The organism is Gelidibacter salicanalis, from assembly GCF_007997285.1.
GTDB classification, from domain to species: domain Bacteria; phylum Bacteroidota; class Bacteroidia; order Flavobacteriales; family Flavobacteriaceae; genus Gelidibacter; species Gelidibacter salicanalis.
Map to the genome: position 1 here is coordinate 600,923 of NZ_VORX01000002.1, position 24,390 is coordinate 625,312.

A 24,390-nucleotide genomic window follows, 5' to 3' on the forward strand; every position below is an offset into this window, starting at 1 on the left:
AATTCGTTAAAACTTAAATTGTACGAGAATTATTCGATGAACTACAGTTCTTTGATAACATGAACTCTGAATCCCAAATTTTGAAATATAGAAAACGGAGTCTTATAATATAGCTTATTTATATTCTGAAGTAAAATGGAATTTTATACTTGGATATTTTTGTTGGGTCATCTGAAGTGAAAATTGGGAGTCGGCCAAGAATACCAATTGGTCTTCTTTGTCTTTGGCCAAATAACGATGCTTAACTCTTAAGAACTCTTTGTATTCCTCATTCTTCGCATCTGTTGGTTCAACCCAGCACGCTTTGAATACATTCAAATTTTCGTAGGTGCATTTGGCGCCGTATTCGTGCTCCAATCGGTATTGGATCACTTCATATTGCAATGCGCCAACCGTTCCAATAACCTTTCTTCCGTTTAATTCTAATGTAAACAATTGGGCAACCCCTTCATCCATCAATTGGTCGATGCCTTTAAAGAGCTGTTTCGATTTTAACGGATCAGCATTATTGATATATCTAAAGTGTTCCGGAGAGAAGCTAGGGATGCCCTTGTAGCTCATATTTTCCCCTTCAGTGAGTGTATCCCCAATTTTAAAATTCCCCGTGTCGTGCAGCCCTACAATATCGCCCGGATAAGAGATGTCCACAATTTCCTTTTTCTCCGCAAAAAAGGCATTGGGACTGGAGAACTTCATTTTTTTCTTATTTCTAACGTGTAGATAGGGTTTGTTACGTTCAAACGTGCCTGACACAATTTTTATAAAGGCCAAACGGTCCCGATGGTTGGGGTCCATATTGGCGTGAATTTTAAAAACAAAGCCTGTAAAATCCTTTTCATCCGGCTGTACTAAGCGTTCTTCACTTTGTTTGGCTCGTGGTTTAGGTGCTATTTCAATAAAGCAATCCAATAACTCACGAACGCCAAAGTTATTTAAAGCGGATCCGAAAAACACCGGTTGTTGGTGGCCATTTAAATATTCCTCGCGGTCGAATGTAGGGTAAATCCCTTCTACAAGTTCCACTTCTTCACGTAGGGTATTAGCGGCTTTTTCACCGATAAGTTTATCAATTTCTGGTGATGCTAAATCGGAAATTTCAACCGTCTCTTCAATATTTTTACGGCTGTTGCCACTGAATAGGTTGATATTGTTCTCCCACAAATTATAAATTCCTTTAAAATCATAACCCATGCCAATAGGAAAACTCATTGGGACGACGCGCAAGCCTAATTTTTGTTCAATTTCATCTAACAAATCAAACGCATCCTTTCCTTCACGGTCCATTTTATTGATAAACACGATCATCGGGATATTTCGCATTCGGCACACTTCAACCAACTTCTCAGTTTGTTCCTCCACACCTTTAGCCACGTCTACAACCACAATCACACTGTCTACGGCCGTAAGAGTCCTATAGGTATCTTCAGCAAAATCCTTATGTCCGGGAGTATCCAAGATATTGATTTTCGTACCTTCATACTCAAAAGCCAAGACCGATGTCGCTACGGAAATACCACGCTGGCGTTCAATCTCCATAAAGTCACTCGTCGCACCTTTCTTAATTTTGTTGCTTTTGACGGCACCAGCTTCCTGAATTGCACCTCCAAATAGTAGTAATTTTTCCGTAAGTGTGGTTTTTCCGGCATCGGGATGCGCAATAATTCCAAATGTACGTCGTCTGTTGATCTCTGATTTAAAACTCATAATCTGCATTAAAATGGGATGCAAAGATACTATTATTGAATACAAAATTAATAGATCAAAGAGGTCGATTTTTATTTTAAGACAACATTGGTTCTTTTTATTACTTTTGTTGGTAACTTTGTGGGTTATGACAGAAGAAAAGGTAATACTCGTTAATGAAAAAGACGAGCAGATAGGCACTATGCCAAAGATGGAAGCGCACGAAAAGGCACTATTGCATCGCGCTTTTTCCGTATTTGTTTTCAATGAGAAAAACGAATTGATGTTGCAGCAACGCGCATCACATAAATACCATTCGCCCTTACTTTGGACCAACACCTGTTGCAGTCATCAAAGAGTAGGAGAGACCAATATCCAAGCAGGGAAACGCCGCTTACAGGAAGAAATGGGTTTTCAGACAGCTCTAGAAGAAACCGTTTCTTTTATTTATAAGGCGCCTTTTGATAATGGCTTGACGGAACATGAATTTGACCACATTCTTGTGGGTAATTATGAAGACGCACCGGAAATTAATCCTGATGAAGTAGCAGCCTGGAAATGGATGCCTTTGGAAGACGTGAAACAGGATATCGCGAACCATCCAGATATTTATACCGAGTGGTTTAAAATTATATTCGAAAAATTTTACGAACATATAAATCGTGTGGAATCATGAGAGTAACGGTCAGTAGAAAAGCACATTTTAATGCGGCGCACCGACTTTACAGGAAAGATTGGAGCGCTGAGCAAAATGAAGCCATTTTTGGTAAATGTAGCAATCCTAACTTTCACGGCCATAATTATGATCTAACGGTAAGTGTTACTGGCGAAATAGATCAGGAAACTGGTTTTGTGATGGATATGAAAGTGTTGAAAGACATCATTAAAGATGACATTGAAGAGGCTTTTGACCATAAGAACCTGAATGTAGAGGTAGAAGAATTTAAAACTTTAAATCCGACTGCCGAAAACATAGCTGTGGTTATCTACAACAAAATTAAACCGAAGTTACAACCAGATTTACAATTGTCTATTACCCTTTACGAAACCCCTCGTAATTTTGTTACCTATTCCGGATCTTAATCCGCAGACTTATAAAAATTTTATATTTTGAAAAATACGTTATATCCCTTAAAATTCCACCCTATTTTAAAAGATAAAATTTGGGGCGGCGAAAAGTTGAAAACACTTTTAAATAAAGATTCCAAATTGCCAAACATTGGTGAAAGCTGGGAAATTAGTGATGTTGATGGCGATACATCTATAGTTTCTAATGGCACTTTGGAAAATCAATCCTTAAAACATGTGTTGAGTAGCTATAAAGCTGATGTGTTGGGAGAAAAGATTTATGAGCGCTTCGGTAATAAATTTCCGTTGCTAATTAAGTTTATTGATGCTAAAGAAGATTTGTCCATACAATTGCATCCCAATGATGAGTTGGCGGCCAAACGTCACAATTCCTTTGGTAAAACGGAAATGTGGTACGTCATGCAGGCGGATAAAGATGCCAATTTAATTGTAGATTTTAATCAGCCGATGACCAAAGAACTTTATTTAGAGCATCTCGATAAGCATTCGCTTACTGAAATTCTAAATTTTGACAAGGTTAAAACGGGCGATGCTTATTTTATTGAAGTAGGTCGGGTACATGCTATTGGCGCAGGTGTACTGTTAGCTGAAATTCAACAAACAAGTGATATTACCTACCGTATTTACGATTGGGACCGAACCGATGCTGACGGAAATTCCCGCGAGTTGCATACAGATTTGGCAATTGATGCGATTGGATTTGATATGCCTGATAATTTCAGGGTATCTTATGATCAAGAAGCTAATCACTCTAATAAAATGGTGAGTTGCCCCTATTTTACTACTAATTATGTAAAGGTTAATACAACCCTTGAGAGAGAAAACACCTATGATTCCTTTATGATATATATTTGTGTGGAAGGCGAAGCAGAATTAAAGACGGCCACGCATTCTGAACGCATTAAAAAAGGGGAAACAATATTGATTCCTGCAGCTTTGAAAACGTTTCAAATTGTAGCAAAGGACGCCACGTTGTTGGAAGTCTATGTGTAGTTAAAATATACGCAATCCGTTATGCGGGACGTTGTTTAATTGACTACTTTTGTAAAAATTTTAAAATTAAGAAAAATGGCAAATGTTAGAGACCTAAAAAAAGATATCAACTACGTATTAGGAGATATTATTGAAGCGGCTTATGTTTGGGAATATACGCATACTGGTAAAGACACTAAAAAAACTGAAGCGATAGTTGACGAAGCTATTGAAACGTTTGATGAGTTGATTGCTAAAGTAAACGATAAAACTGTCGAAAACAAAAGAGCTCACTTTAAACAAGTTAACGCTGAACTAGAAACTAAAGGTCGCGCGTTGATTGAAAAAATCAATAACTTAGGTTAATTTTTATTTCAAAAGATTTGCAAATATTATTTTCAAGATTATATTTGCACTCTCTTAGGCCGATGTAGCTCAGCTGGCTAGAGCAGCTGATTTGTAATCAGCAGGTCGTGGGTTCGAGTCCCTCCATCGGCTCTCAGAAAACCTCTCATTTTGAGAGGTTTTTTTATTGACATTAGTCTGGGACGAGAAGTTTATCCTTAGCGCAGTCGAAAGGAGTCCCTTCGTCGGCTCTTGAAAAAACTTCTTTGTGAAAGGTTAATTTGTGTGTACTTATTAAGGAGGAGAAATTGATCATGAGAATAATCAGTAGTTGTTTTCCTTGGATAGCCTGGGCGGCCACATATAAACCTTTCTCTTATCTAAATGTTATATTAATCCTGAGGGCAATCAAAGGGCAGGTATAGGCAGATCATTATGTGGAGAATTACAAAATCCTCTTCAGTGTCTTTTAAAAAATCACTAGCGTAGATATATTGTTTCTAAAGTAACGAAGAACTTCATTGTGATGCATTGCTCACAATAGAATTATTCATCCTTATCTTTCTTCTTCAACCAACCAAAAATACCACCACCTTTCTTATTCTTCTTTTCCTGTTTTTTAAATTGACGTTCTTCCTTTTTATTTCCAAAGAGACGCTTAAAAAAACCATCCGTTTTAGTTGGGTCGCAATTAAGCGAATTTAGCACAGCTTCCGTAGGGTTTTCAAAAGACGCTTTTGTAATGCTGTTGAACTTGGAATCTGCATTTAATTTTTGCAGGTATTTGGCAAAGATGGGAAGTGCTGAGTTGGCACCTTGACCTAATCCAGTAGAGCTGAACCCAATTTGTTGATTGTCATTACCTACCCATGTTACAGTTACCAGTTTTGGCATAATGCCCACAAACCAACCATCTTTATTATCCTGTGTTGTACCCGTTTTTCCGGCCAGTGCGTTCGGCAATTGATAGGTAGAACGTAATCTGGTGGCGGTACCTTCATTAACTGTGGCTTTCATAAATTCCAACATCACCTGTCGGGTTTCATTGCTAAACGCCATGCTGTTGTTTTGTGCTTCCGGATGTAAATCTTCAAAAGACGCAATGATGTTGCCATCTTTGTCTTCAATTTTGTTAATAAAAACTGGGTTGGAAGCCTTGCTGCCATTAACATAGGTGGTGTAGGCTTTTGCTAGTTCCAAAACCGTGAGATTTGATGATCCCAAAGCAATGGAAGGCACAGCTTCAATGTGGCTTTCAATCCCCATTTTCTTAGCTTGTGCAATTACATTTCCCAGACCAGTTTCGTAAAGCACTTTCACGGCAATGGTATTGACGGAGTTGCTCAAGGCCTTTTGCAAATTATAATTGAGATCTTCATCATCCAGTCCACCGGCGTTGGTTGGTCGCCAATTATTTACATCAGTATAGGTAATTGCTTTCAGCGGAATGTAAGTACACGGATCCATACCCTGCTCTAAAGCGGCAGTATAGACAAACGGTTTAAAGGTGGATCCTACTTGACGTTTACTTTGCACAATATGATCAAATTGAAAAAAGCCGTAATCAATACCGCCTACATACGCTTTTATGGCGCCATTTGATGGGTCTAGAGAGACGAGGCCCGCATTAAGAAACTTAGAGTAGTACTCTAAGCTATCGAGCGTAGACATAGAAGCTACGGTGATTTCATCCCAGGAGAAACGGTCAATTTGATGGGGGCGTTGTAAAGAATCCGTAATGGCCTGGTCATCCAAACCTTGAGCCTTGTATTTTCTGTAGGATTTTAAGCGTTTTTTTGCCGCTTCAAATGCCGACTTCCCTTTAAGCCACGGGGCATTCTGTCCGTATGCTTTTTCAAATTGGCGTTGCAAATCACTCATGTGCTCTTGCATAGCGGCTTCCGCATAGCGTTGCATGGTATTATCTAAAGTGGTGTGAATCTTTAAGCCGTCGTGATAAATGTTGTACATCTCACCATTGGGTTTACGAAATTGTTTCTGCTTAAGTAAACTGTCCAGCTGTTTTTTAATTTCAGCCCTAAAGTATGGCGCTAACCCTTCGTTAGGAGCGTAATTTTGATAATCGATGACGATACTATCGGTGGTGGCTTTGTTGGCTTCGGCTTCAGAAAGAAAGCCATATTTAACCATCTGATTAATGACCACATTTTTGCGTGCGCCCGATCTTTCGGGATAGCGACGCGGATTGTAACCGGTATTAGCTTTTAAGGAGCCCACCAATGTGGCGGATTGTACCAAGCTTAAATCTTTAGTATGGGAATTAAAGAATTTTTCTGAAGCGCTTTCTATCCCGTAAGTGTTGTCCGGAAAAGGCACTGTATTAAGATATAAAGTGAGGATTTCATCCTTGGAATACAATTTTTCAATGCGTCTGGCAACAATACTTTCTCTGATTTTGTTGATCACAATTCCAAAAGGACCATAATTTTTTCTTCCAAAAAGGTTTTTAGCCAACTGCAGCGTTATGGTGCTCCCACCGCCCGAAGAATCATTAGACATCAGGATGCTTTTAAAGAATACACGAAGTAAACTTTTACTGTCAATCCCGTTGTGCTCATAAAACCGAACATCTTCAGTAGCTACCAAAGCATCAATTAAATGTTTGGGGAAATCTTCAAATTTAATAGATTGCCTGTCGTAAACGTAAATCTTACCAATTAAATCATTATTGGCATCGAGTACTTGCGTAGCCTGACTTTGTTTTAACTGTGCGAGTTGTTTAGAGTCGGGGATTTTACCCCAGAGTCCGAAATAAATACTGGCATAAAAACAAATAAAAAGAGCTAAGAGAAGGCCTAAAGCATAGCTCATTCTCTTAGCCCATTTGATAAGGTCAACTTTGGTAATAGTCATTATTTATAAGTCTTTGCTCCATAACGGATATCTGGGTTAAGTATTTCAATTTCTGAAAAGGAAAACGTAGTAGGGTTGAATCAGGCCCATTGCCCAATTTTTACGGCTATTGCTTTTTACGTTCTGTAATCAGTTCTTGTAATATCTTACCGTATCGAGACGATTTAATTTCTGGAGTTAAGGCATTATTAATGGTGTCTAGATATCTCAAGTTTGCATCTGAAATTTCTGATATGGCCAAGTATGGTGCAATCTCGCTATCCTTATTATTCATCGCAAAATTGATGGTATACAAATATTTTCTGAGGATTAAATTGTTGTATTCCTTATAGCTGGAATCCATTAAAATAGAATCATTACTTTTTCGGGCTTCTAAATTATTTTTTATAAGATCGAGATTCTTATCCTTGAATCTGTCCATCATCTTATTGTATTCTTCCAATTTTTCCTGTTGCTTAGACCCTGTGATTTTAGCGTCCATATAGAAGTTTTTTAAGCTTGTATTGATTTCAGTAGTTCCTAAATCAGCGAAAAAAGGAATTACTCCAGAATCTTGTCCGTTTTTATCCAATGCTAAATACAGTACTTCCGGACCATCCAATTTCGTGTGAAGCTCAAATTTCGAATCCCCATTTATTTGAATGGAATCTATCGATACCAAGAGAGAATCATCCACCCTCTGAAGATAAACGGTTCCTTTTTTTAAATCTTTAATAGTTCCTGTAAGCGTGAAATTTGAGCTGTCTTTAGCACAGGACGACACGAGGAGTAAACTAAGTATAACTACTAATCTTTTCATGGAGATTTTTAATTTTTGGTGGGCAAATATCTTATAAAATTCCTTTAAAAACTAACCTACCGCAACTATTCTCATGAGCTCTGCACATAAAAGTGCGCCATAGGTTCCTACCACATATCCAAATACCGCCAAGAGCGCGCCAACCGTGGCCAATGAAGGGTGAAACGCGGCCGCAACTACCGGTGCAGATGCTGCTCCACCCACGTTTGCCTGACTTCCTACAGCCAGGAAAAAGTAGGGAGCTCTGATCAATTTAGCGATGACAATAAGGAGGACGGCATGAATGGTCATCCACACCAAACCTATTAATATCAGCCCAGGATTTTCGAAGATTTTGCCTAAATCCATTTTCATACCAATGGTAGCCACCAAGATGTATATAAAAATGCTCCCAATTTTACTGGCGCCGGCACCCTCGTAATTTTTAGCAGGGGTAAAGGATAATAAAATTCCGATTATTGTCGCAATGGATATCAACCAAAAGAATTGGCTACCAAATGAGGAAAGTGCGCTTCTCGGATTGCTGACGGCTTCAAAATTGGCGGAGAGATACGTAGAAATCACGTCCGCACCGTAATGTGCAATACCTACCGCAACAAAAGCAAATGTCAAAATGATGAGCAAATCGGTTAAGGTGGGAATGCGGGTTGTTTTTTCGCTAAAGTTTTGCACTTTCTTTTGCAATTCATTAATAGCGGTATTATCTGCTTTTAGCCAGTTATCAATTTTTTCGCGTTTGCCAATTCCTAATAACAGCACGGCCATCCAAATGTTGGCCACTACAATGTCCACCAAGACCATGCCTCCGTAGAGTTCTTGATTAAATCCATAAATTTCTAACATGGCGGCTTGGTTGGCGCCACCGCCAATCCAACTTCCTGCTAAGGTTGCCAAACCACGCCATACCGCATCAAATCCTGCACCTCCAACAGTTTCTGGAGAAAATGTTGAAATGATTAAAATGGCTATGGGCCCACCAATGATAATCCCAATAGTTCCCGTAAAGAACATCACTAAGGCTTTCCATCCTAAGTTGAAAACAGCCTTTAAATCGATGCTAATGGTGAGCAGTACTAAAGATGCTGGTAATAAATAACGGCTGGCAATATAGTAGGTTTCCGAAACGTCTGCGGAGATGAGACCCAGCGAATTGAAAATGGCTGGAATCATATAACACATTAATAGTCCTGGAACGTATTTGTAGAATTTTGGCCAAAACCCTTGTTTCTTTGATTCGGTGAAGAACACAAACCCGAGGGCTAGCATTAATAGTCCAAAAACAATAGCATCATTTTTAAAAAGTACAAATTGATTGGCAGTGGCCGGTTTGACCTTTTCAGTCATGGTGACCAATTGATTGTTATTGTAGAACGTACTTTCATTGATAACGATTATGTTTTCATCTGAAAAACGATTGGTCGTATTCAATTTTAAATCTAATAACTTTTCTTTTTTAGAAATTGCTAATGCACTTTCACTAGTGTAATCTATCGTATATATAGAGCCTACAGAAGAGAATTTTAGGGTTCCCTTGGAGAATTTTTTATCGAGAACTACTTGATTGATCACTAAAGATGGATCAGTTGTGGAAAGTTTAATTTGAAAGCGATCAAATGTGGTAGAATCAATAGTAATAGGAATATCAAAGTTTTCTGAGTAGCTCTCACTAGCCTTGTCAACCACTAAGGTTTGAGCGTTGCCGACGAAGGTTGAGGAAACAATAAAAGAAAAGAATAATAAAATTTTGAAATATGGACGCATGTAGTCTGAATTTGAGCTGCAAAATAAGGATAATTATTCTGACGACAAATATAAATATGGCACGGAATTTGAAAAGCTTATCATGTAAATAATTATGCTCTACATTACAAAAAGGAGTAGTTAACCTTTAGAGACGTTAATATTACATTTGGTTGGTTAGTTAGTTAAAAAGCACCTTGAGAAAGGTGCTTTTTTCGGTTATATGAATGAAGTTTTCAACTATTGTTTTATAAAATTTACGATAGATTGGATTAACACCTCCGAAACTTTGCCATTAGGATCGTTATAAGATTTGGCGTTTTCCTGATCGTCGCCATCAATAACAAAGAGCACGTGGTTCATGTTATCAATGAGTTTTAATTCAGATGTTTCTGAGGCTTGTTGCAGCATTTCTGCTTCAGCCTTACTTACTTGCAAATCTTTGGTTCCGTTGAGGAGAAGAATGGGGATGTTTAATGATTTGATGACCACTGCAGGATCGTGTTTCATCCAACTCATCATGAATTTTTGTACACTGCTGTCAAAGATGGAAGCTAAGGCAGGCGGATAGTCCGTCGTCGTACGCCCAGATTTTAAAACCTCAAATGCACGCTTGGTTTCCTCCGTAAACAAGGGCGCAGTTTTGTCAACTTGGTCAATAATTACAGCGTCAATAGACTGGCCTGCACCCGCAATGGAAATAAGACCATCAACATCTTGTTGCGCCGCCAACATACCAATTAAGCTACCTTGGCTATGTCCAATAATATAGAGCTGTTTAAATTTTTGTTCCGATTTAAAATGATGGACCACAGCAATAGCATCGGACACAAAATCGTCAAATTTGATATTAGGGTCGACAGATCTCATTTTAATCTGTTTTACAATACGCTTGTCGTACCGAAAACTTGCAATGCCGTTTTCAGCTAATGTCTCAGCAAGTTTTTTAAGGTTATTAGTTTTTGCAAAATTCTGATTCCCATTTCTATCGGTAGGACCGGAACCACCAATGATAATGGCCATCTGATCTGATCCTGAATTTGGAACGATCAAACTACCATCAATCCATTTGGATACGCGGATTTCAGTTTCGGTAAAAGATGGGTCCTGAGCAAAACTCAAGGTGGAAATCAGGCTAAACAGGAGGATTAAAGTTTTCATACCTACAATTTTTTTGTGACGAAGATACATTACGGCAAACTATTACTAATTAAGTAACGGATAATTATTAAAAATATGTTGGGGTAAAGGATATTTGTAATGGAACAAATGATGCATTTTGTCGATTAAATGTCGCTTTTTATCCTTAAATGTTAAATTTTATTGCATTTCATCGATTTAATATGTCCTTTAGCAGAGTGATTGAATTATATTTCTATCTTTGAAGTGTACTGAAATTAACGTTTTTGTACAATGGATTAATTAATTAGTATTTGCACATGTTGTTGGCTTAGTGACCCTAAATCTACACATTATAAAAAACGCAAATTAGAAGAACCGAGGTTGAGGGACCTCGGTTCTTTATTTTTATAAGGATCTAAAGGTTAGGTTGATCCGCTCCTTCACCACCTTCTTAGTTTTCGGAATCTGATGCAACCAAAAATGTTGCATTTCCCCTTTCATAATTAAAAGACTCCCATGGTCAAGATGCAATTTGTATTGTTCTTTTTTTATGGTGCGGTGTTTAAAATGAAAGGCTCTTGTCGCTCCAAAGCTCAAAGAAGCGATCACAGGATTTATTCCCAATATCTTCTCATTGTCCGCATGCCAGCCGTTACTATCCGAGCCGTCTCTATATCTATTAAGTAATACGGTGGTAAAATGATGCGCACTTATGTCTTCAACATCATTTTTTATTTGAAGAAGTTCATCAGACATTTTATTGGGAATCAACGTTAGATTAGAATAGCTATACGGCGTGGTGTTTATCGCATATAGTGCCGTTAAACGGGGTTGGGCATAGATTTTTCCGAAAATTTTGATGTCGTCCTGTTGCCATGGGCTGTTTGCTTTAAAGTGATCAAAATAAGCGTCGGCCGTCCGAGCATCGTAAAAATTGGGGATATAGATCACTTCTGCATTTGGAAGGTGAAGAAGTGTTTTTTCAGCAGAAAATAAGTCCATAATTTAATTTTATCTAATTTAGCACAACTATGATGAAAAACAAAGTAATGTTATTGGTGCTGATTATCTTGGGATTTGCCTTTGCCAAATTGCCAACAAGCCCACTTCCTGACGGATTTGTATATGTTCAGGAGGTTATTCCTGATCTAGACGTTGAGCTACGGTACCTCACAGATCATAACTTTGTAGGTAAACCTATTGAAGGGTATCGGGCCAATACATTGATTTTGACCAAAGATGCTGCTGAAGCGCTGGGAAAGGTTCAGGAAGCTCTCCGAGATCAGAACTTCTGCTTAAAAGTGTACGATGGCTACCGTCCACAACGCGCGGTTAACCATTTTGTAACATGGGCAAAAGATTTGGGAGATACACTCAATAAACACGCGTTTTATCCTGAGGTGGAAAAGCAATTTTTGTTCAGTGAAGGCTATATCGCTTCAAAGTCAGGGCATAGTAGAGGAAGTACTATAGATTTGACCGTTACTGATGGCAATACCGGCGAGCCTCTAGATATGGGAGGTGCTTACGATTTTTTTGGGGAGCAATCCTGGTTGTCTTATGGACATCTTACGGAAGCGCAGCAAAATAACCGGCAAATTCTTCAGAGTGTGATGCAGGCGCACAACTTTAGAAATTATCCTAAAGAATGGTGGCACTTTACCTTACGTTGGGAACCTTTTCCAAATACCTATTTTGATTTTCTTGTGGAATAAATGTGCTACTTATTTAATTAACACTTCTTCTTCAACTTCCGGTTCAAAACCCAGCAAGGCATCTATAGTGTTCGCCGTAACAGAATGGTAATTTGGACGCGATTTTTCATAAATTTTTAAAGCATCATCAACTCTGTCGTTTCGTTTAAAAGCTTTAAAAATAGTTTCTACATACCAGCGACGGCCCACAGTAGTTAAAAATTGCTCAATTTTTTTATCTACATTTTTGCCGTGGTAATCATGATTTAAGACTTGTTCATACCACACCATCTGAATGTAGGAATTTGTGGCGTTGGTAAAATTAAAGGTTGTGTCCAATTCCTGCATCTGATCGGTAGTCATCGTGGCAGGGAAGTTTCTTATAAAATGCACCCATTCTTGAGATGTCCATTCTTTGGTAAGATCTTTATCGATTTTATCCGTAGTCAAAAATTCCTCTAAAATGTGTTCAACGATTTTAAACTTATCAGAAGTGATGACAGCTTGATTTTCAGGAACCCCAGGTTGATAGATCCATTCATCCGCATTGAAAGTGACCTGATTTTTCTCAAGTAAATTGGTTTTAAGATACGTAAGAAAGGTTTCAGTAGTCATCGTGGAAAACGCATGAGCCTTAAAGTATTGTTTTAAAAAGGCATCGAATTTATCACGGCCAACAGTCTCTTCCAAAGTTCTTAAAAAGAGATAACCTTTGTCATAAGCAATGCTGTTCATACCATCATCCGGATTTTTGCCTTTTAAATTCAGTTTGAGTTTCGTGGCGTCTGGAGTATCTTTCAATTGCGCTAATTCTTCATCTAAATCCTGACGGCTGATCAAGGCCAACATATCTGCCCGCTCTTTACCATAGAGGGCTTCCATGATGCGCATTTCAAAATAAACGGTAAAACCTTCGTTGAGCCAAAAGTCATTCCAAGTGGCATTAGTAACTAAATTTCCAGACCACGAGTGCGCCAGTTCATGAGCCACCAATGAAGTTAGGCTTTTGTCGCCAGCAATAACTGTTGGTGTAGCAAAAGTTAATCTCGGATTTTCCATGCCTCCAAATGGGAAACTTGGGGGTAGTACAATCACATCAAATTGCTCCCAGGCGTAATCGCCATAAAGTGCTTCAGCTGCACTGACCATATTTTCCATATCAGAAAACTCATCGTGCACTTTGGTCAACATTGATTTTTCTGCATATACTCCTGTGCGATCGCTAATCGCTTTGTATTCAAAATTTCCAACGGCCAAAGCTATTAAATACGCCGGAATAGGCTGTTTCATTTTAAAATGGTACTGACCATCTTCAGTCTTTTCCTTTGGATTCTCTGCACTCATTACTGCCATCAGTCCTTTTGGAACTTTCACATTGGCGTCATAAGTAAGGCGAATTTGTGGGCTGTCTTGAATGGGAATCCAAGTTCTGGTCAAGATTGCCTGTCCTTGCGTAAATAGGAAAGGATGGGTTTTATCAGCAGTTTGTTGTGCTTTTAACCATTGCAGGGCTTCTGTAGCCTTGGTGGTTTTATAAACAATTGCAATTTGTTTGGTATTCTTGTCAATGGTCACGGTCAACGGTTGTCCTAACAGCTTGTCCTTGGCTCCCAATGAAAATTCGGTTTCTTTACCATCAGCCGTTACAGCTTCAATATCGAGATTTTTAGAATCCAAAATAATTTGGGTGCTGTTATTGTTTTTAATGTCATAGGTGGCTTTCCCGCTGATCACTTCCGTCTCAAAATTGACCGTGATGTCTAGGTTTAAATGAGTAATGAAGGCGTTGTTTGGTTTGGCATAGGAATGCGGTTCTTCCACATAAGTATACACTACAGGTTCAGCTACTTTAGGTTGTGCACAACTCGTCATGATGAGTAGTATGAGGTATGGGATTGAATTTGAGATTTTCATGATATTTTAGATCATTAAGGTTGCGAAGATATGATATTGAGGTTGAACATTAAAATTGTAAATACCAATAGGCCCAATATATTAGAGCGAATTGCAAGGGAATGCGTAGCAGTAAGACCCACTGTGGAATACCGGCTCCGGCTTTTTTGCTGGACAACATATAAAAATGCACCAACAGGAATAGGATGAGCATGGCAATAATTCCAGAAATTGCACTGTTTTTAGTGGCAGGAAAACACAAGCCAATGCCTAACATGATTTCTGCAATACCACTCAGCGTGACCAGTAACTTTGGATTGGGCAGGTATCTTGGCATAATTCGCAGATACATTTTGGGTCTTATAAAATGCATCATTCCAGCAAATATGTAAATTGCCGCCATCAAATAAAGGTGCCAAGGATAAATCATACTTTTTTAATCTTTATAAACATTAAAAGTTAATCCCATGCCATAATTGTTCAAACCTGCTTGGAGTAATGTGGACTGGAATCCGCTATTCTCTTCAAATCGGGTCCAGTTATTTCCATTGACAAATACCCGTTTGATATACGTTCTGTTTTGGGGGATTTCATCGGTAAACGGTAGTAAGGGTCGGAAATTTGTTGGAATTTTAACCACACTACCATCACGAGATTTAATTTCTTTATACTTTTTATTGGAAAGCAACTTACCATTGTCATCCGTATAGCCTAATACTTGAAGCGATACAAATACGCCGGATTGGGGGATAAATATCGCTTCTTCCGATACATCGAACACGACAGCATCACCTCCTTTTTCTGTAGCTCTGACCACCAGCGTTTTAAAGAGAAGTTCTTTGCCAGGGAAACCGTTTACATTGTTGTAAAATTTCACCCTAAATAGGGTTGAAAATGGCTTTTTATCGGCGTTGGAGCGTTTTCTTTTTTCCCAATCCCTCGATTCTAATGTTACAGGGAAGTGCACTTTGGTAATTTTTTTTAGCGCCTCATCAGGATTGTTGAAATAGACTGCAATTTCAGATTCTACAGTAGGCAGCCAACAATGGTAATAATCATCATCCAAATAAGGTTTAATGTCTTCTACCTTAAATTTACGATCTATTTTAGCGGTAATCATTACTTCATCCAAAGCGTTCGTTTCTGGTTGCATTTGAATGATTTGGGGCAAATTTAGTGTTGCGATTTTAAACTCTTTATATCCAAGTGCAGAAATGTAAAGCGTGTCAATATCTGGATAAATCTTTTTGGTAAATATAAACTCACCTTCGTCATTGGCAAACAAGCCGTTGCCGTTGTTAAAGGAAACAGTGGCGTAGGAAACGGGGTATTGCGATTGCGCATCCTTAATGGTGGTTTGTGAAAAACCTAGGGAAACACAACACAGCAGCAATATTAACGGTGTTGATTTAAATAGCATATCGATAAAAGTCATAGATCTGGGCATGTCTTTCTTATGAATGGTATAACTTAAAAAATTTAAAACTATGTAAAGCGTCAGTTGATAATCAGTAATTAAGACTTTAAAGATACAGTTATTAATAAAAAAAACGGCTAACAAAATGTTAACCGTGTAGAGAATGTGAATTTTAGTAGACTTTTGGCTTAAAGTCTAATGGGAAACAAACTTTAAGCCGACGATAGATAAAATGAGGGTTGATATGAAAAATATCCTCCAAAAATCGACTGATTCCTTAAAGATAAAAATCCCTACCAAAACAGTGCCTACCGCACCAATTCCGGTCCAGACGGCATACGCCGTTCCAATGGGTAAGGTTTCTGTAGCTTTTATTAAAAGTAACATGCTGATGGTTAAGCATATTACAAATCCGATGTACCACCAAGTAGCAGCAATTCCTGTGGCATATTTGGCTTTGCCTAAACACGCCGCAAAACCCACTTCAAATAACCCACCAATAATTAAGAGTATCCAATTCATAAAATATAAATCTTAACTTTCATTCTTTTAAGCTTATAAATTCTAATTTTTCAATCCCTAATACCAACGTTTTTTCTTGCTTTTAGAGCCTTGTCCCTTCCGGCCTTTTTTGTGTTTACTCCCCGTTTTTTTAGAGGTATGGATGATGGGTTTTGCTTGTGGATCGAGTGGATATGGGTGATCGTTTTCCACAGGAATTTGAGTATTGATTAATTGCTGAATGCTTTTAACATAGGGTTTTTCATCTGCCGAACAAAACGAAAAAGAAGTTCCAAAATGTTCCGCACGTCCTGTCCTTCCAATTCGATGTACGTAGGTTTCTGGAACATTGGGCAGGTCAAAATTGACTACTGCATCCAACTCATTGATGTCTATACCTCGGGCGGCAACATCTGTAGCAATTAAAATATTGGCTTCGCCGTGCTTAAATTTACTTAAAGCAGCTTGGCGATCGCTCTGTGTTTTATCACCGTGAAAACTCTCCACTTTATATCCGTTTTTAATTAAAGTCTGCTCTAATTTATCAACCCCAAATTTGGTGCGTCTAAATATTAAGATGTTTCCTTTAATGGTATTGCGTAAGAGATGAAGACAAAGCTCAATTTTGTTGCGTTTTGGAACATAATACAATACTTGGCTCACATTTTTAGCTGCCGATGAGGTTGGAGTAACTTCAATACGTTCTGGCGATTTTAATATGGAGGAGGCCAGTTGCTCCACCTTAAAAGGCATTGTAGCTGAAAACAACAAGGTCTGTTTATCTTCAGGGCAAAGGCGAACAATTTTCGTTACCTCATCAATAAAACCCATATCGAGCATTAAATCCGCTTCATCTAAAACCAAGGTTTCTACATAATCTAAATTTATCAGGTCTTGCTTGTGCAAATCCAATAAACGTCCGGGAGTGGCAATGACAATATCAACGCCTTTCTTTAAAAGGTCAATCTGCGGATCAATGGAAGCTCCGCCAAAAACCACCATAGTTTGCAAATTGGTATGGGTACTGTACGATTTGAAGTTTTGTGAAATTTGAATGGCCAACTCTCGAGTAGGGCTAATAATTAAAGCTCTAATCTTTTTGCCTTTTTTTGACCCCTCTTGCTTGTCATAAAGCAGTTGCAAAATAGGGAGAGCAAATGCCGCAGTTTTCCCAGTTCCGGTTTGGGCTGATGCAATAACATCTTTACCGGCCAGGATTAACGGTATAGTTTGTTCCTGAACTAAAGTGGGAGTATCGTAACCAGATTCAGTTACTGCTTTTAAAATAGGTTTGTTAAGCTGTAAGTCCTTAAATGACATTGTTGATGATTTTCTGCAAAGATAGCAGAAAATATAGTGGCAATTTATAGATGGGTTTAGGTTTTAATCGAGAGCTTGTTTGGTCACAAACACGCGCCATCGAATGATCGCCATTTCTAATTTGGACGCTTTTGCAAGGTCCAAACCTTTTTTTGTATAGCTTGGAAGTAGTGCTTTATTGATCTTTGCTAAAAATTTAAAGACGTTTTTTTTCATGGAGATCTATAATGGCGTTCTGAACAAAGATACAAATTAACAGATTAAATTTCATGATGAAAGCGGAATGCTTACCCTAAGCTGAAACTCATTCTAGAACTGAGTTTGACTTAGTGGTTTTCCTTTACTGAATCGAGAAAATAATATCGATTATAATTTTGACAAGTGTGATCATGAGCGTAGTGTTTAAAAGGTTCATATATAGTGTTTATTTACAATTGTTTTCTGAAGATATATGTTTTGTAATCTATTATCCAAATACTTAGCTCAGATTTAATGAGTTTGACTTTACTTTTATAAGTGTAATTACCAGAACTGTTTCGGATTTTAATGCCTTGTCTAATTAAAAGTATTATTATGCAACTACATTAGCTTCTATAACATATAATATGTAATATAGTAAAGGCGTATTTTTAATTTTTTTATGAGTCCTAGGGGCAATTGATCTATAATGTGGCTAAAAACAAGAGTTTCGTCTTGAACCATCAAAAGTTAATGTCATCATAGAAAGACCAGAGTGGGGACTTAGTGCTGAATAGAAGTAAATTGATAGGATACTCTATACTTACGAAATAAAGGAATTCTAAATCTTTATAAAGAAAGGCGTTAAAATTATCATTTTATAAATTTGATATTTTTAACGCCTTTAAATAATTAGAACAGTCGGTTGTTATTTTTTCTTTTTGGAAGTGATGATAATCACACCATGTGCGCCTTTGGTACCGTATTTTTTAGTGGCCGAATCGTCTTTTAATATATCCATAGACTCAATGGTATCCGGATCGATGGCTTCCATTTTTTCTTTAGTGATTTCTTCATTGTCAAGAATGTAAAGCGGCTGCATCTGAGTTTCAGTAGCGGTGGGGGCTTTTAATTGGATGATAATGACCCCATTCTTTGCTTTGTCACCATAAGATTTAGTCGCATTCTCATCTTTCAAAACAGAAATATGGGCAATAGTATCAGGGTCTATGGCCTGCATTTCTACATGCGTAATTTCTTTATCCTTTAAAATTATTAGAGGTTTATTTTGAGAATTGGATGTCTCGTGAGTAATTTTTTGTAAGCCCAAAGGCTCTTTAAGAGCTATATTTTGAATATGGTTACTGTCCTTTTCTGATCCAATGGCGATTGTTTGACTTAACCCTGATGAGTGTTCGCCAATAGTCACATTGTGGGAAGTAGGATTTACTGAAATCTCAATTGAAGGAATCGGGCTGGACAAACTTTTGGCATAGGTTCCTGTCTTGTTTTTGTAATCATACTTGATCTTGATGCCTGTGATTTCATTTTTGGAATTACGCTCAATATTCTTGAATTTAAAGTGGACGTCTTCATTGGAGAGCTTTTCGGTAATATATTCCATCTGTTCTATTTTTGTGTCTTTGGTAACGATAAATGTTAAAACATTCTGTTGATCCAAAGTCGTAGCCGAGGCTGGGTTAGAATCGGAAACATTCTGCGCAATGATTTCTGTATTAAAAGTCAAGGCAAAGGCAGCCAATAATGGCACGATAATACTGTATTTCCAAGTGTTCATAAGGTTTGATTTTGATTTGTGTAACATAACGATTCGTTTTTTGATGGTTGAATTGTAAAAAGGATTGATACTAATTAATTTTTCTTCAGGTACGCTAGTTTTAAGCAGTAATTTTTGATAGCGTTCTTCACAACCCGATTGTTTCTGGGTTTGGTGGTCGGCAATAAATTCTAAATTTTGTTTGAGGGATGTTCTGTAAATCCATATCAAAGGGTTGCACCAAAACAGAGCCGTGGTAAAATCCATGATGAGAACATCAATACTGTGTTTTTGTTCTGCATGTACTTTTTCGTGCTGTAAAACAAGATCTAGTTCTTGGGCATCAAACTGGGTTGGATTATATACAATCCAGTTAAAGAATGAAAATGGAGTGCTGACTTGAGCAATTTCTATAAAGGTGAATACCTCAGTTTTTTTCTTATGATGTTTGTTGATTAGGGTAGTTAGTGAAAAGAGCTGAAGAATAAATCTCCCTACAAAAAAACTCGCACCAATGGCATACCCCCAAATAAATAGTGAAGTCAGATCGAAAACTTCTGGAGGGTGTGGCATGGTGGCGGCCACAGCCGCAAAGTTCCTGTTGGGCGTCAATGGAACCTCAATGTACACAGGGATCACCATCAATGGTAATAGGGCAGAAGTCATTAGTCCCAGTAATAAAAACCATCGGTTGGCCTCATAAAAGGTTTCCCGCTGTAAAAACAAGCGATAACAGATATAAAATATGGACAATATAGCGCTTGCTTTAAGTACGTATTCCATAATCAGACGGTATTGGATTTCTCGGATTTGGCATCGTCACGATTTTTTGTTTCAATAAGCGCTATGATTTCTTTTAATTCAGCAATACTTATTTTTTCTTCCTTGGCAAAAAACGATACCACATTCTTATAAGAATTATTAAAGTAATGCTCAATAGCCGTACTCATAAAACGCTTTTTGTAGGCTTCTTTACTAATTGTAGGGTAATACTGATGGGTTTTGCCATAGGCATGATAACTGACATAGCCTTTCTCCTCCAAATTTCTAATGATGGTAGATAAGGTATTATAGTGTGGCTGGTCATCTGTGATTTCTGCGAGCACATCTTTAACGAAGGCTTTTTCTAGCGTCCATATAATGTGCATAATTTCTTCTTCTTTGTTGGTGAGCTTCTGCATGATCAATTATTTTAAGGTTCAATGGGTGCTATAATACACTTATGGAATTCAAATATAACTATTTTTATAGTTATACAACTATCATTCTAGTTATTTAACTCAAATAATAGTTGTGATAGCGATGTTTTGGGGTTCTCAATTGAAGATAGCGCGCTGTCTATCTAATGTTAGGGTAATATTTTGATTTTTTTTTCCTATGCGTTAAGAATTTTCAAGTTTCCTAAACTACAATGCTTTCCACATAATGTGAATATCCTATCTTCGCAAAAAAAAAATACTATGAGTTTTGTTTGGGTGATTTTAGGTTTAATTCTTTTGGTCGTGGGAGGCGAGTTTTTGGTGCGTTCTTCCGTGGCGCTCTCCTTTAAATTTAATATCTCAAAACTTGTTATTGGGATGACCGTAGTGTCCTTTGCAACTTCAGCGCCAGAATTGTTGGTGAGTTTGCAGGCTGCTTTGGATGGATCTTCGGACATCTCCTTAGGAAATGTCATCGGATCCAATATTGCCAATATCGGTTTGGTACTGGGAATAACAGCGCTGATTTCACCTTTGGGAGTCGATAAGAATTTTTACAAACTCAATTGGCCCATGATGATGTTACTTTCCGTAGTCCTTTATTTCATGCTTCAGAGTGGTAATGTTCTTGACCGATGGGAAGGCGCAGCTTTAATGATTTCTATAATAATTTTTCTAGTGGTCCTGATCAGAAAGTCGAGAAATGCGCCTGAATCTGGCATAGATGAGGTGGATGACAGCTTACAAGTGACCTCTGGCTTTAAAATTACCGTGTGGTTACTCATTGGTGCGGTAGCTCTATATTTTGGTAGTGAATGGTTGGTTTTTGGTGCTAAAGAAGTTGCTTTCTCGTTTGGGGTGAGTGAACGCGTCATTTCCGTGACCATGGTGGCCATTGGCACCAGCGTACCAGAATTAGCGGCTTCTGTAATTGCAGCATTGAAAAAAGAGAAAGCCATCTCCTTGGGCAATTTAATAGGTTCTAACATCTTTAACATTGCCTCAGTTTTAGGAATAACCGCCATGGTCCAGCCAATTGCAGTGAACAATCCTCAAATATTGGGTAGTGATATGCTTTGGATGATGGCCTTTGCATTTATCTTAATTCCAATGATTCTCTTACCGAAAAAATTTGAAATTGGCCGATTGAAGGGCTTTATCTTATTGGCGGCGTATCTCGTATTTATATTTCTAGCCTTCTATATCGAAAAATAGAGGGGTTGAGACTGAGAATATGATAAAAATTGTAAGCTAACCCTAAATTTTTTGGGGTTAAAACTTCTGGTAGATCATTTTTTTATATTTTTGTTGCATAATTTAAATACATATACAATTATGTCAACTCTACGTTTCCACGCAATTAAAAAAACTTTAGATCGCAAACCTGTTCATATTGAGGAGAACGAGCGGCGTTCTGAAACCTTTGGAAGAAATGTTTTTAACGAAGCGACCATGCGTCAATTTTTGACAAAGGAGGCGTTTAACAGCGTAATGGCTGCTGTGCAGAATGGTACCAAATTAGACCGCTCGGTTGCGGATCATATCTCTACAGGCATGAAAGAATGGGCCATTTCAAAAGGGGCTACGCATTATACCCACTGGTTTCAACCATTAACCGGTTCTACAGCGGAAAAACACGATGCTTTCTTTGAAACTATTGGAAACGGATTGGCTATTGAAAAGTTTGGAGGTACACAATTAGTGCAACAAGAGTCCGACGCCTCAAGCTTCCCAAACGGAGGAATCAGAAACACTTTTGAAGCGCGTGGATATACAGCATGGGATCCAACATCACCAGCTTTTATCTACGGCACGGCATTGTGCATTCCAACCGTTTTCGTTTCTTATACGGGTGAAGCATTAGATTTTAAAACACCCTTATTAAGAGCCTTATTTGCGATGGATACGGCAGCAGTTGCAGTGTGTAAATATTTTGACAAAAACGTTAAAAAAGTAAACACGTCTTTAGGCTGGGAACAAGAATATTTTCTAATTGACAGTGCTTTGGCTGCTTCAAGACCTGATATCGTCCAAACTGGACGCACGTTATTGGGGCATTCAGCGGCTAAAGGACAACAGTTGGATGATCATTACTTCGGATCGATCCCTGCCAGAGCCTTGGCTTACATGAGAGATTTGGAAAAGGAATGTATGTTGTTGGGAATCCCGGTTAAAACTAGGCATAACGAGGTAGCGCCTAACCAATTTGAACTGGCGCCTATTTATGATGAAGCCAATTTAGCGGTCGATCACAATTCGCTTCTAATGGATGTGATGGATAAAGTGTCCGAACGTCATAATTTTAAAGTGTTATTTCACGAAAAACCATTTGCTGGGGTTAATGGCTCTGGAAAACATAACAACTGGAGTTTAAGTACGGATACAGGAATCAATCTTTTGGGTCCTGGAAAAACGCCGATGAGCAATTTGCAATTTTTAACCTTCTTTATCAACACCATTAAGGCGGTAAATGACAATGAAGAGTTGCTAAGGGCCGCAATTGCCTCAGCGGGTAATGATCATCGTTTAGGGGCAAACGAAGCGCCTCCGGCCATTATGTCTATTTTTATTGGTGAGCAACTGACCAATGTCTTAAATGAACTGGAAAATGTTACTGACGGAAAATTGTCTCCTCAGGAAAAGACGGATTTAAAATTGAACGTGGTCGGGAAAATTCCTGACGTGTTATTGGATAATACCGACAGAAATAGAACCTCGCCATTCGCCTTTACCGGTAATAAATTCGAATTTAGAGCGGTAGGTTCTACAGCCAATTGCGCCAACCCTATGACTGTTTTAAATACCATCGTAGCTAAACAATTGACCGATTTTAAAGTTGAGGTAGATAAATTGATCAAGAAGAAGGAGATGAAAAAGGATGACGCCATCTTTAACGTCTTAAGAGAATACATCAAAAACTCCAAAAAAATACTATTTGAGGGTAATGGATACGGCGAAGCTTGGGAAAAGGAAGCTAAAAAACGTGGTCTTAGCAATCATAGAACTACACCTGAGGCATTAAAAGCGAAAGTATCGAAAAAAGCAATCAAGCTTTTTGAAGATATGGGCGTAATGAATAAGATAGAATCTGAAGCGCGTTATGAGATAGAAATGGAAGATTACGTGATGCGGATTCAAATTGAAGGCCGTGTGTTGGGGGATATTGCCCGTAATCATATTGTGCCAATTGCAGTGCAGTATCAAAACAGGTTGATTAAAAATGTAGTGGGCTTAAAAGAAATCTACGGCTCAGAATTTAAAAAATTCGCTCAGGAGCAGCTCAATTTGATTGAAGATATTTCAGGGCATATTTCTTCAATTAATTCTGATGTGACCAGAATGACGGACGAAAGAAGAACAGCAAACCTCTTGGAGGATTTTGAGCAAAAAGCACACGATTATTGCAATAAGGTGAAGCCTTTGTTTGACAGCATTCGTTACCATTGTGATAAATTAGAATTATTGGTGGATGACGAAATATGGCCGATGACGAAATATCGAGAATTGTTGTTTACCAAATAAAATACCCGGATAAAACCAAAAAATCAAAAAGGTCTCTAAAGTTAGAGGCCTTTTTGTCCTTAATTTGGTTTTTCAGGTTAACTCAATACGTATAGCTACGTACGCTATCGCTAAGAAAAATGCAGTTTGTCTTATTATATTGCATCTAAACGAAATTATGGATTAATCACGAAAATACCCCATTAACTGCTAACATTCAGCGAGTTATTTTCTTACATTTGTAGTGCTATTAATCAATAATTATTAAAATGAAAAAACTTATTCTAAGCTTTGCGGCTTTGGCATTTGCTACTTATTTGTTTTCTCAAGATGATTCTGAAAACGCTACAGAGATCGATAAATATTCTTCTGCAGTGGTTATTCAGGATGGATTTCAAAACGGTGCTAAGCTTCAATAAAAAAAGAAGATTCACTAACGAACTTTCATCATTTTTAATCTAATTAAGAAAACTGTGCGAAGGACAACTAATTCATGAAATTAGTTG

Annotated in this window: 22 protein-coding genes and 1 tRNA gene; 9 read left to right on the plus strand and 14 right to left on the minus strand. The window is 38.0% G+C overall.

Annotation, left to right across the window (positions count from 1 at the left end; genetic code table 11):
- Window positions 1-114 precede the first annotated feature (114 nt).
- Complete coding sequence (locus ES711_RS05755; RefSeq protein WP_146891233.1) at window positions 115-1,704, minus strand: peptide chain release factor 3; 1,590 nt, start codon at window positions 1,702-1,704, stop codon at window positions 115-117.
- A 127-nt stretch (window positions 1,705-1,831) separates the two neighbouring features.
- On the opposite strand from ES711_RS05755, the gene idi reads away from it, so the two are divergent.
- The 5 genes from idi to ES711_RS05780 all read left to right on the plus strand — a co-directional run bounded on the left by idi (window position 1,832) and on the right by ES711_RS05780 (window position 4,242).
- Window positions 1,832-2,359 carry an isopentenyl-diphosphate Delta-isomerase gene (gene idi / locus ES711_RS05760; protein WP_146891235.1) on the plus strand — a complete coding sequence of 176 codons (528 nt, stop codon included), beginning with the start codon at window positions 1,832-1,834 and terminating at the stop codon, window positions 2,357-2,359.
- Window positions 2,356-2,766 carry a 6-pyruvoyl trahydropterin synthase family protein gene (locus ES711_RS05765; protein ID WP_146891238.1) on the plus strand — a complete coding sequence of 137 codons (411 nt, stop codon included), beginning with the start codon at window positions 2,356-2,358 and terminating at the stop codon, window positions 2,764-2,766. Before idi ends, ES711_RS05765 begins: the two co-directional genes overlap by 4 nt.
- A gap of 27 nt (window positions 2,767-2,793) precedes the next feature.
- Complete coding sequence (locus ES711_RS05770; RefSeq protein WP_146891240.1) at window positions 2,794-3,765, plus strand: type I phosphomannose isomerase catalytic subunit; 972 nt, start codon at window positions 2,794-2,796, stop codon at window positions 3,763-3,765.
- A gap of 75 nt (window positions 3,766-3,840) precedes the next feature.
- Window positions 3,841-4,110, plus strand: coding sequence for a hypothetical protein (locus ES711_RS05775; RefSeq protein WP_146891242.1), 270 nt, complete (start codon window positions 3,841-3,843; stop codon window positions 4,108-4,110).
- 58 nt (window positions 4,111-4,168) lie between these two features.
- A tRNA-Thr gene (locus tag ES711_RS05780) sits at window positions 4,169-4,242 on the plus strand.
- Window positions 4,243-4,635: 393 nt separating this feature from the next.
- Here ES711_RS05780 and ES711_RS05785 read toward each other — a convergent pair.
- The 5 genes from ES711_RS05785 to ES711_RS05805 form a co-directional block, all read right to left on the minus strand.
- Window positions 4,636-6,963: a transglycosylase domain-containing protein gene (locus ES711_RS05785; RefSeq protein ID WP_146891245.1), complete on the minus strand. Its 2,328-nt coding sequence runs from the start codon at window positions 6,961-6,963 to the stop codon at window positions 4,636-4,638.
- A 106-nt stretch (window positions 6,964-7,069) separates the two neighbouring features.
- Window positions 7,070-7,762 carry a DUF4369 domain-containing protein gene (locus ES711_RS05790; RefSeq protein WP_146891248.1) on the minus strand — a complete coding sequence of 231 codons (693 nt, stop codon included), beginning with the start codon at window positions 7,760-7,762 and terminating at the stop codon, window positions 7,070-7,072.
- A 51-nt stretch (window positions 7,763-7,813) separates the two neighbouring features.
- Window positions 7,814-9,106, minus strand: coding sequence for a DUF819 family protein (locus tag ES711_RS05795; protein ID WP_146891558.1), 1,293 nt, complete (start codon window positions 9,104-9,106; stop codon window positions 7,814-7,816).
- 636 nt (window positions 9,107-9,742) lie between these two features.
- A complete protein-coding gene (locus ES711_RS05800; protein ID WP_146891251.1) occupies window positions 9,743-10,663 on the minus strand; it encodes an alpha/beta hydrolase in 921 nt (306 codons plus the stop codon).
- Between the two features lie 366 nt (window positions 10,664-11,029).
- On the minus strand, window positions 11,030-11,626 hold the full coding sequence (locus ES711_RS05805) for an alpha-ketoglutarate-dependent dioxygenase AlkB family protein (RefSeq protein WP_146891254.1): 597 nt from the start codon (window positions 11,624-11,626) through the stop codon (window positions 11,030-11,032).
- Between the two features lie 29 nt (window positions 11,627-11,655).
- Here ES711_RS05805 and ES711_RS05810 point away from each other — a divergent pair, with 29 nt between their 5' ends.
- Window positions 11,656-12,339, plus strand: coding sequence for a M15 family metallopeptidase (locus tag ES711_RS05810; RefSeq protein ID WP_317129858.1), 684 nt, complete (start codon window positions 11,656-11,658; stop codon window positions 12,337-12,339).
- Window positions 12,340-12,348: 9 nt separating this feature from the next.
- Here the strand turns inward: ES711_RS05810 and ES711_RS05815 are convergent, their stop codons facing one another.
- The 8 genes from ES711_RS05815 to ES711_RS05850 all read right to left on the minus strand — a co-directional run bounded on the left by ES711_RS05815 (window position 12,349) and on the right by ES711_RS05850 (window position 20,365).
- Window positions 12,349-14,232 (minus strand): M1 family metallopeptidase, encoded by a 1,884-nt coding sequence (locus ES711_RS05815; protein WP_146891256.1) that lies wholly within the window; start codon window positions 14,230-14,232, stop codon window positions 12,349-12,351.
- Between the two features lie 49 nt (window positions 14,233-14,281).
- Window positions 14,282-14,641 carry a DoxX family protein gene (locus tag ES711_RS05820; protein WP_146891259.1) on the minus strand — a complete coding sequence of 120 codons (360 nt, stop codon included), beginning with the start codon at window positions 14,639-14,641 and terminating at the stop codon, window positions 14,282-14,284.
- 6 nt (window positions 14,642-14,647) lie between these two features.
- Window positions 14,648-15,658, minus strand: a complete 1,011-nt coding sequence (locus ES711_RS05825) for a hypothetical protein (RefSeq protein ID WP_246139123.1) — start codon at window positions 15,656-15,658, stop codon at window positions 14,648-14,650.
- A gap of 165 nt (window positions 15,659-15,823) precedes the next feature.
- Entirely contained in the window at window positions 15,824-16,150 is a 327-nt protein-coding gene (locus ES711_RS05830; protein WP_146891262.1) for a DMT family transporter, read from the minus strand.
- A 57-nt stretch (window positions 16,151-16,207) separates the two neighbouring features.
- Entirely contained in the window at window positions 16,208-17,449 is a 1,242-nt protein-coding gene (locus tag ES711_RS05835; protein WP_146891264.1) for a DEAD/DEAH box helicase, read from the minus strand.
- 63 nt (window positions 17,450-17,512) lie between these two features.
- Window positions 17,513-17,665, minus strand: coding sequence for an SsrA-binding protein (locus tag ES711_RS05840; protein ID WP_146891268.1), 153 nt, complete (start codon window positions 17,663-17,665; stop codon window positions 17,513-17,515).
- A gap of 670 nt (window positions 17,666-18,335) precedes the next feature.
- On the minus strand, window positions 18,336-19,967 hold the full coding sequence (locus ES711_RS05845; protein WP_146891271.1) for a M56 family metallopeptidase: 1,632 nt from the start codon (window positions 19,965-19,967) through the stop codon (window positions 18,336-18,338).
- Window positions 19,968-19,969: 2 nt separating this feature from the next.
- Complete coding sequence (locus tag ES711_RS05850; protein WP_146891274.1) at window positions 19,970-20,365, minus strand: BlaI/MecI/CopY family transcriptional regulator; 396 nt, start codon at window positions 20,363-20,365, stop codon at window positions 19,970-19,972.
- 279 nt (window positions 20,366-20,644) lie between these two features.
- Between ES711_RS05850 and ES711_RS05855 the strand changes: the two genes are divergently transcribed.
- The 3 genes from ES711_RS05855 (at window position 20,645) to ES711_RS16255 (ending at window position 24,303) form a co-directional block, all read left to right on the plus strand.
- Window positions 20,645-21,598 carry a calcium/sodium antiporter gene (locus ES711_RS05855; RefSeq protein ID WP_146891277.1) on the plus strand — a complete coding sequence of 318 codons (954 nt, stop codon included), beginning with the start codon at window positions 20,645-20,647 and terminating at the stop codon, window positions 21,596-21,598.
- A 120-nt stretch (window positions 21,599-21,718) separates the two neighbouring features.
- A complete protein-coding gene (locus tag ES711_RS05860; protein WP_146891280.1) occupies window positions 21,719-23,905 on the plus strand; it encodes a glutamine synthetase III family protein in 2,187 nt (728 codons plus the stop codon).
- Between the two features lie 248 nt (window positions 23,906-24,153).
- Entirely contained in the window at window positions 24,154-24,303 is a 150-nt protein-coding gene (locus ES711_RS16255; RefSeq protein WP_170245239.1) for a hypothetical protein, read from the plus strand.
- Window positions 24,304-24,390: the final 87 nt, after the last annotated feature.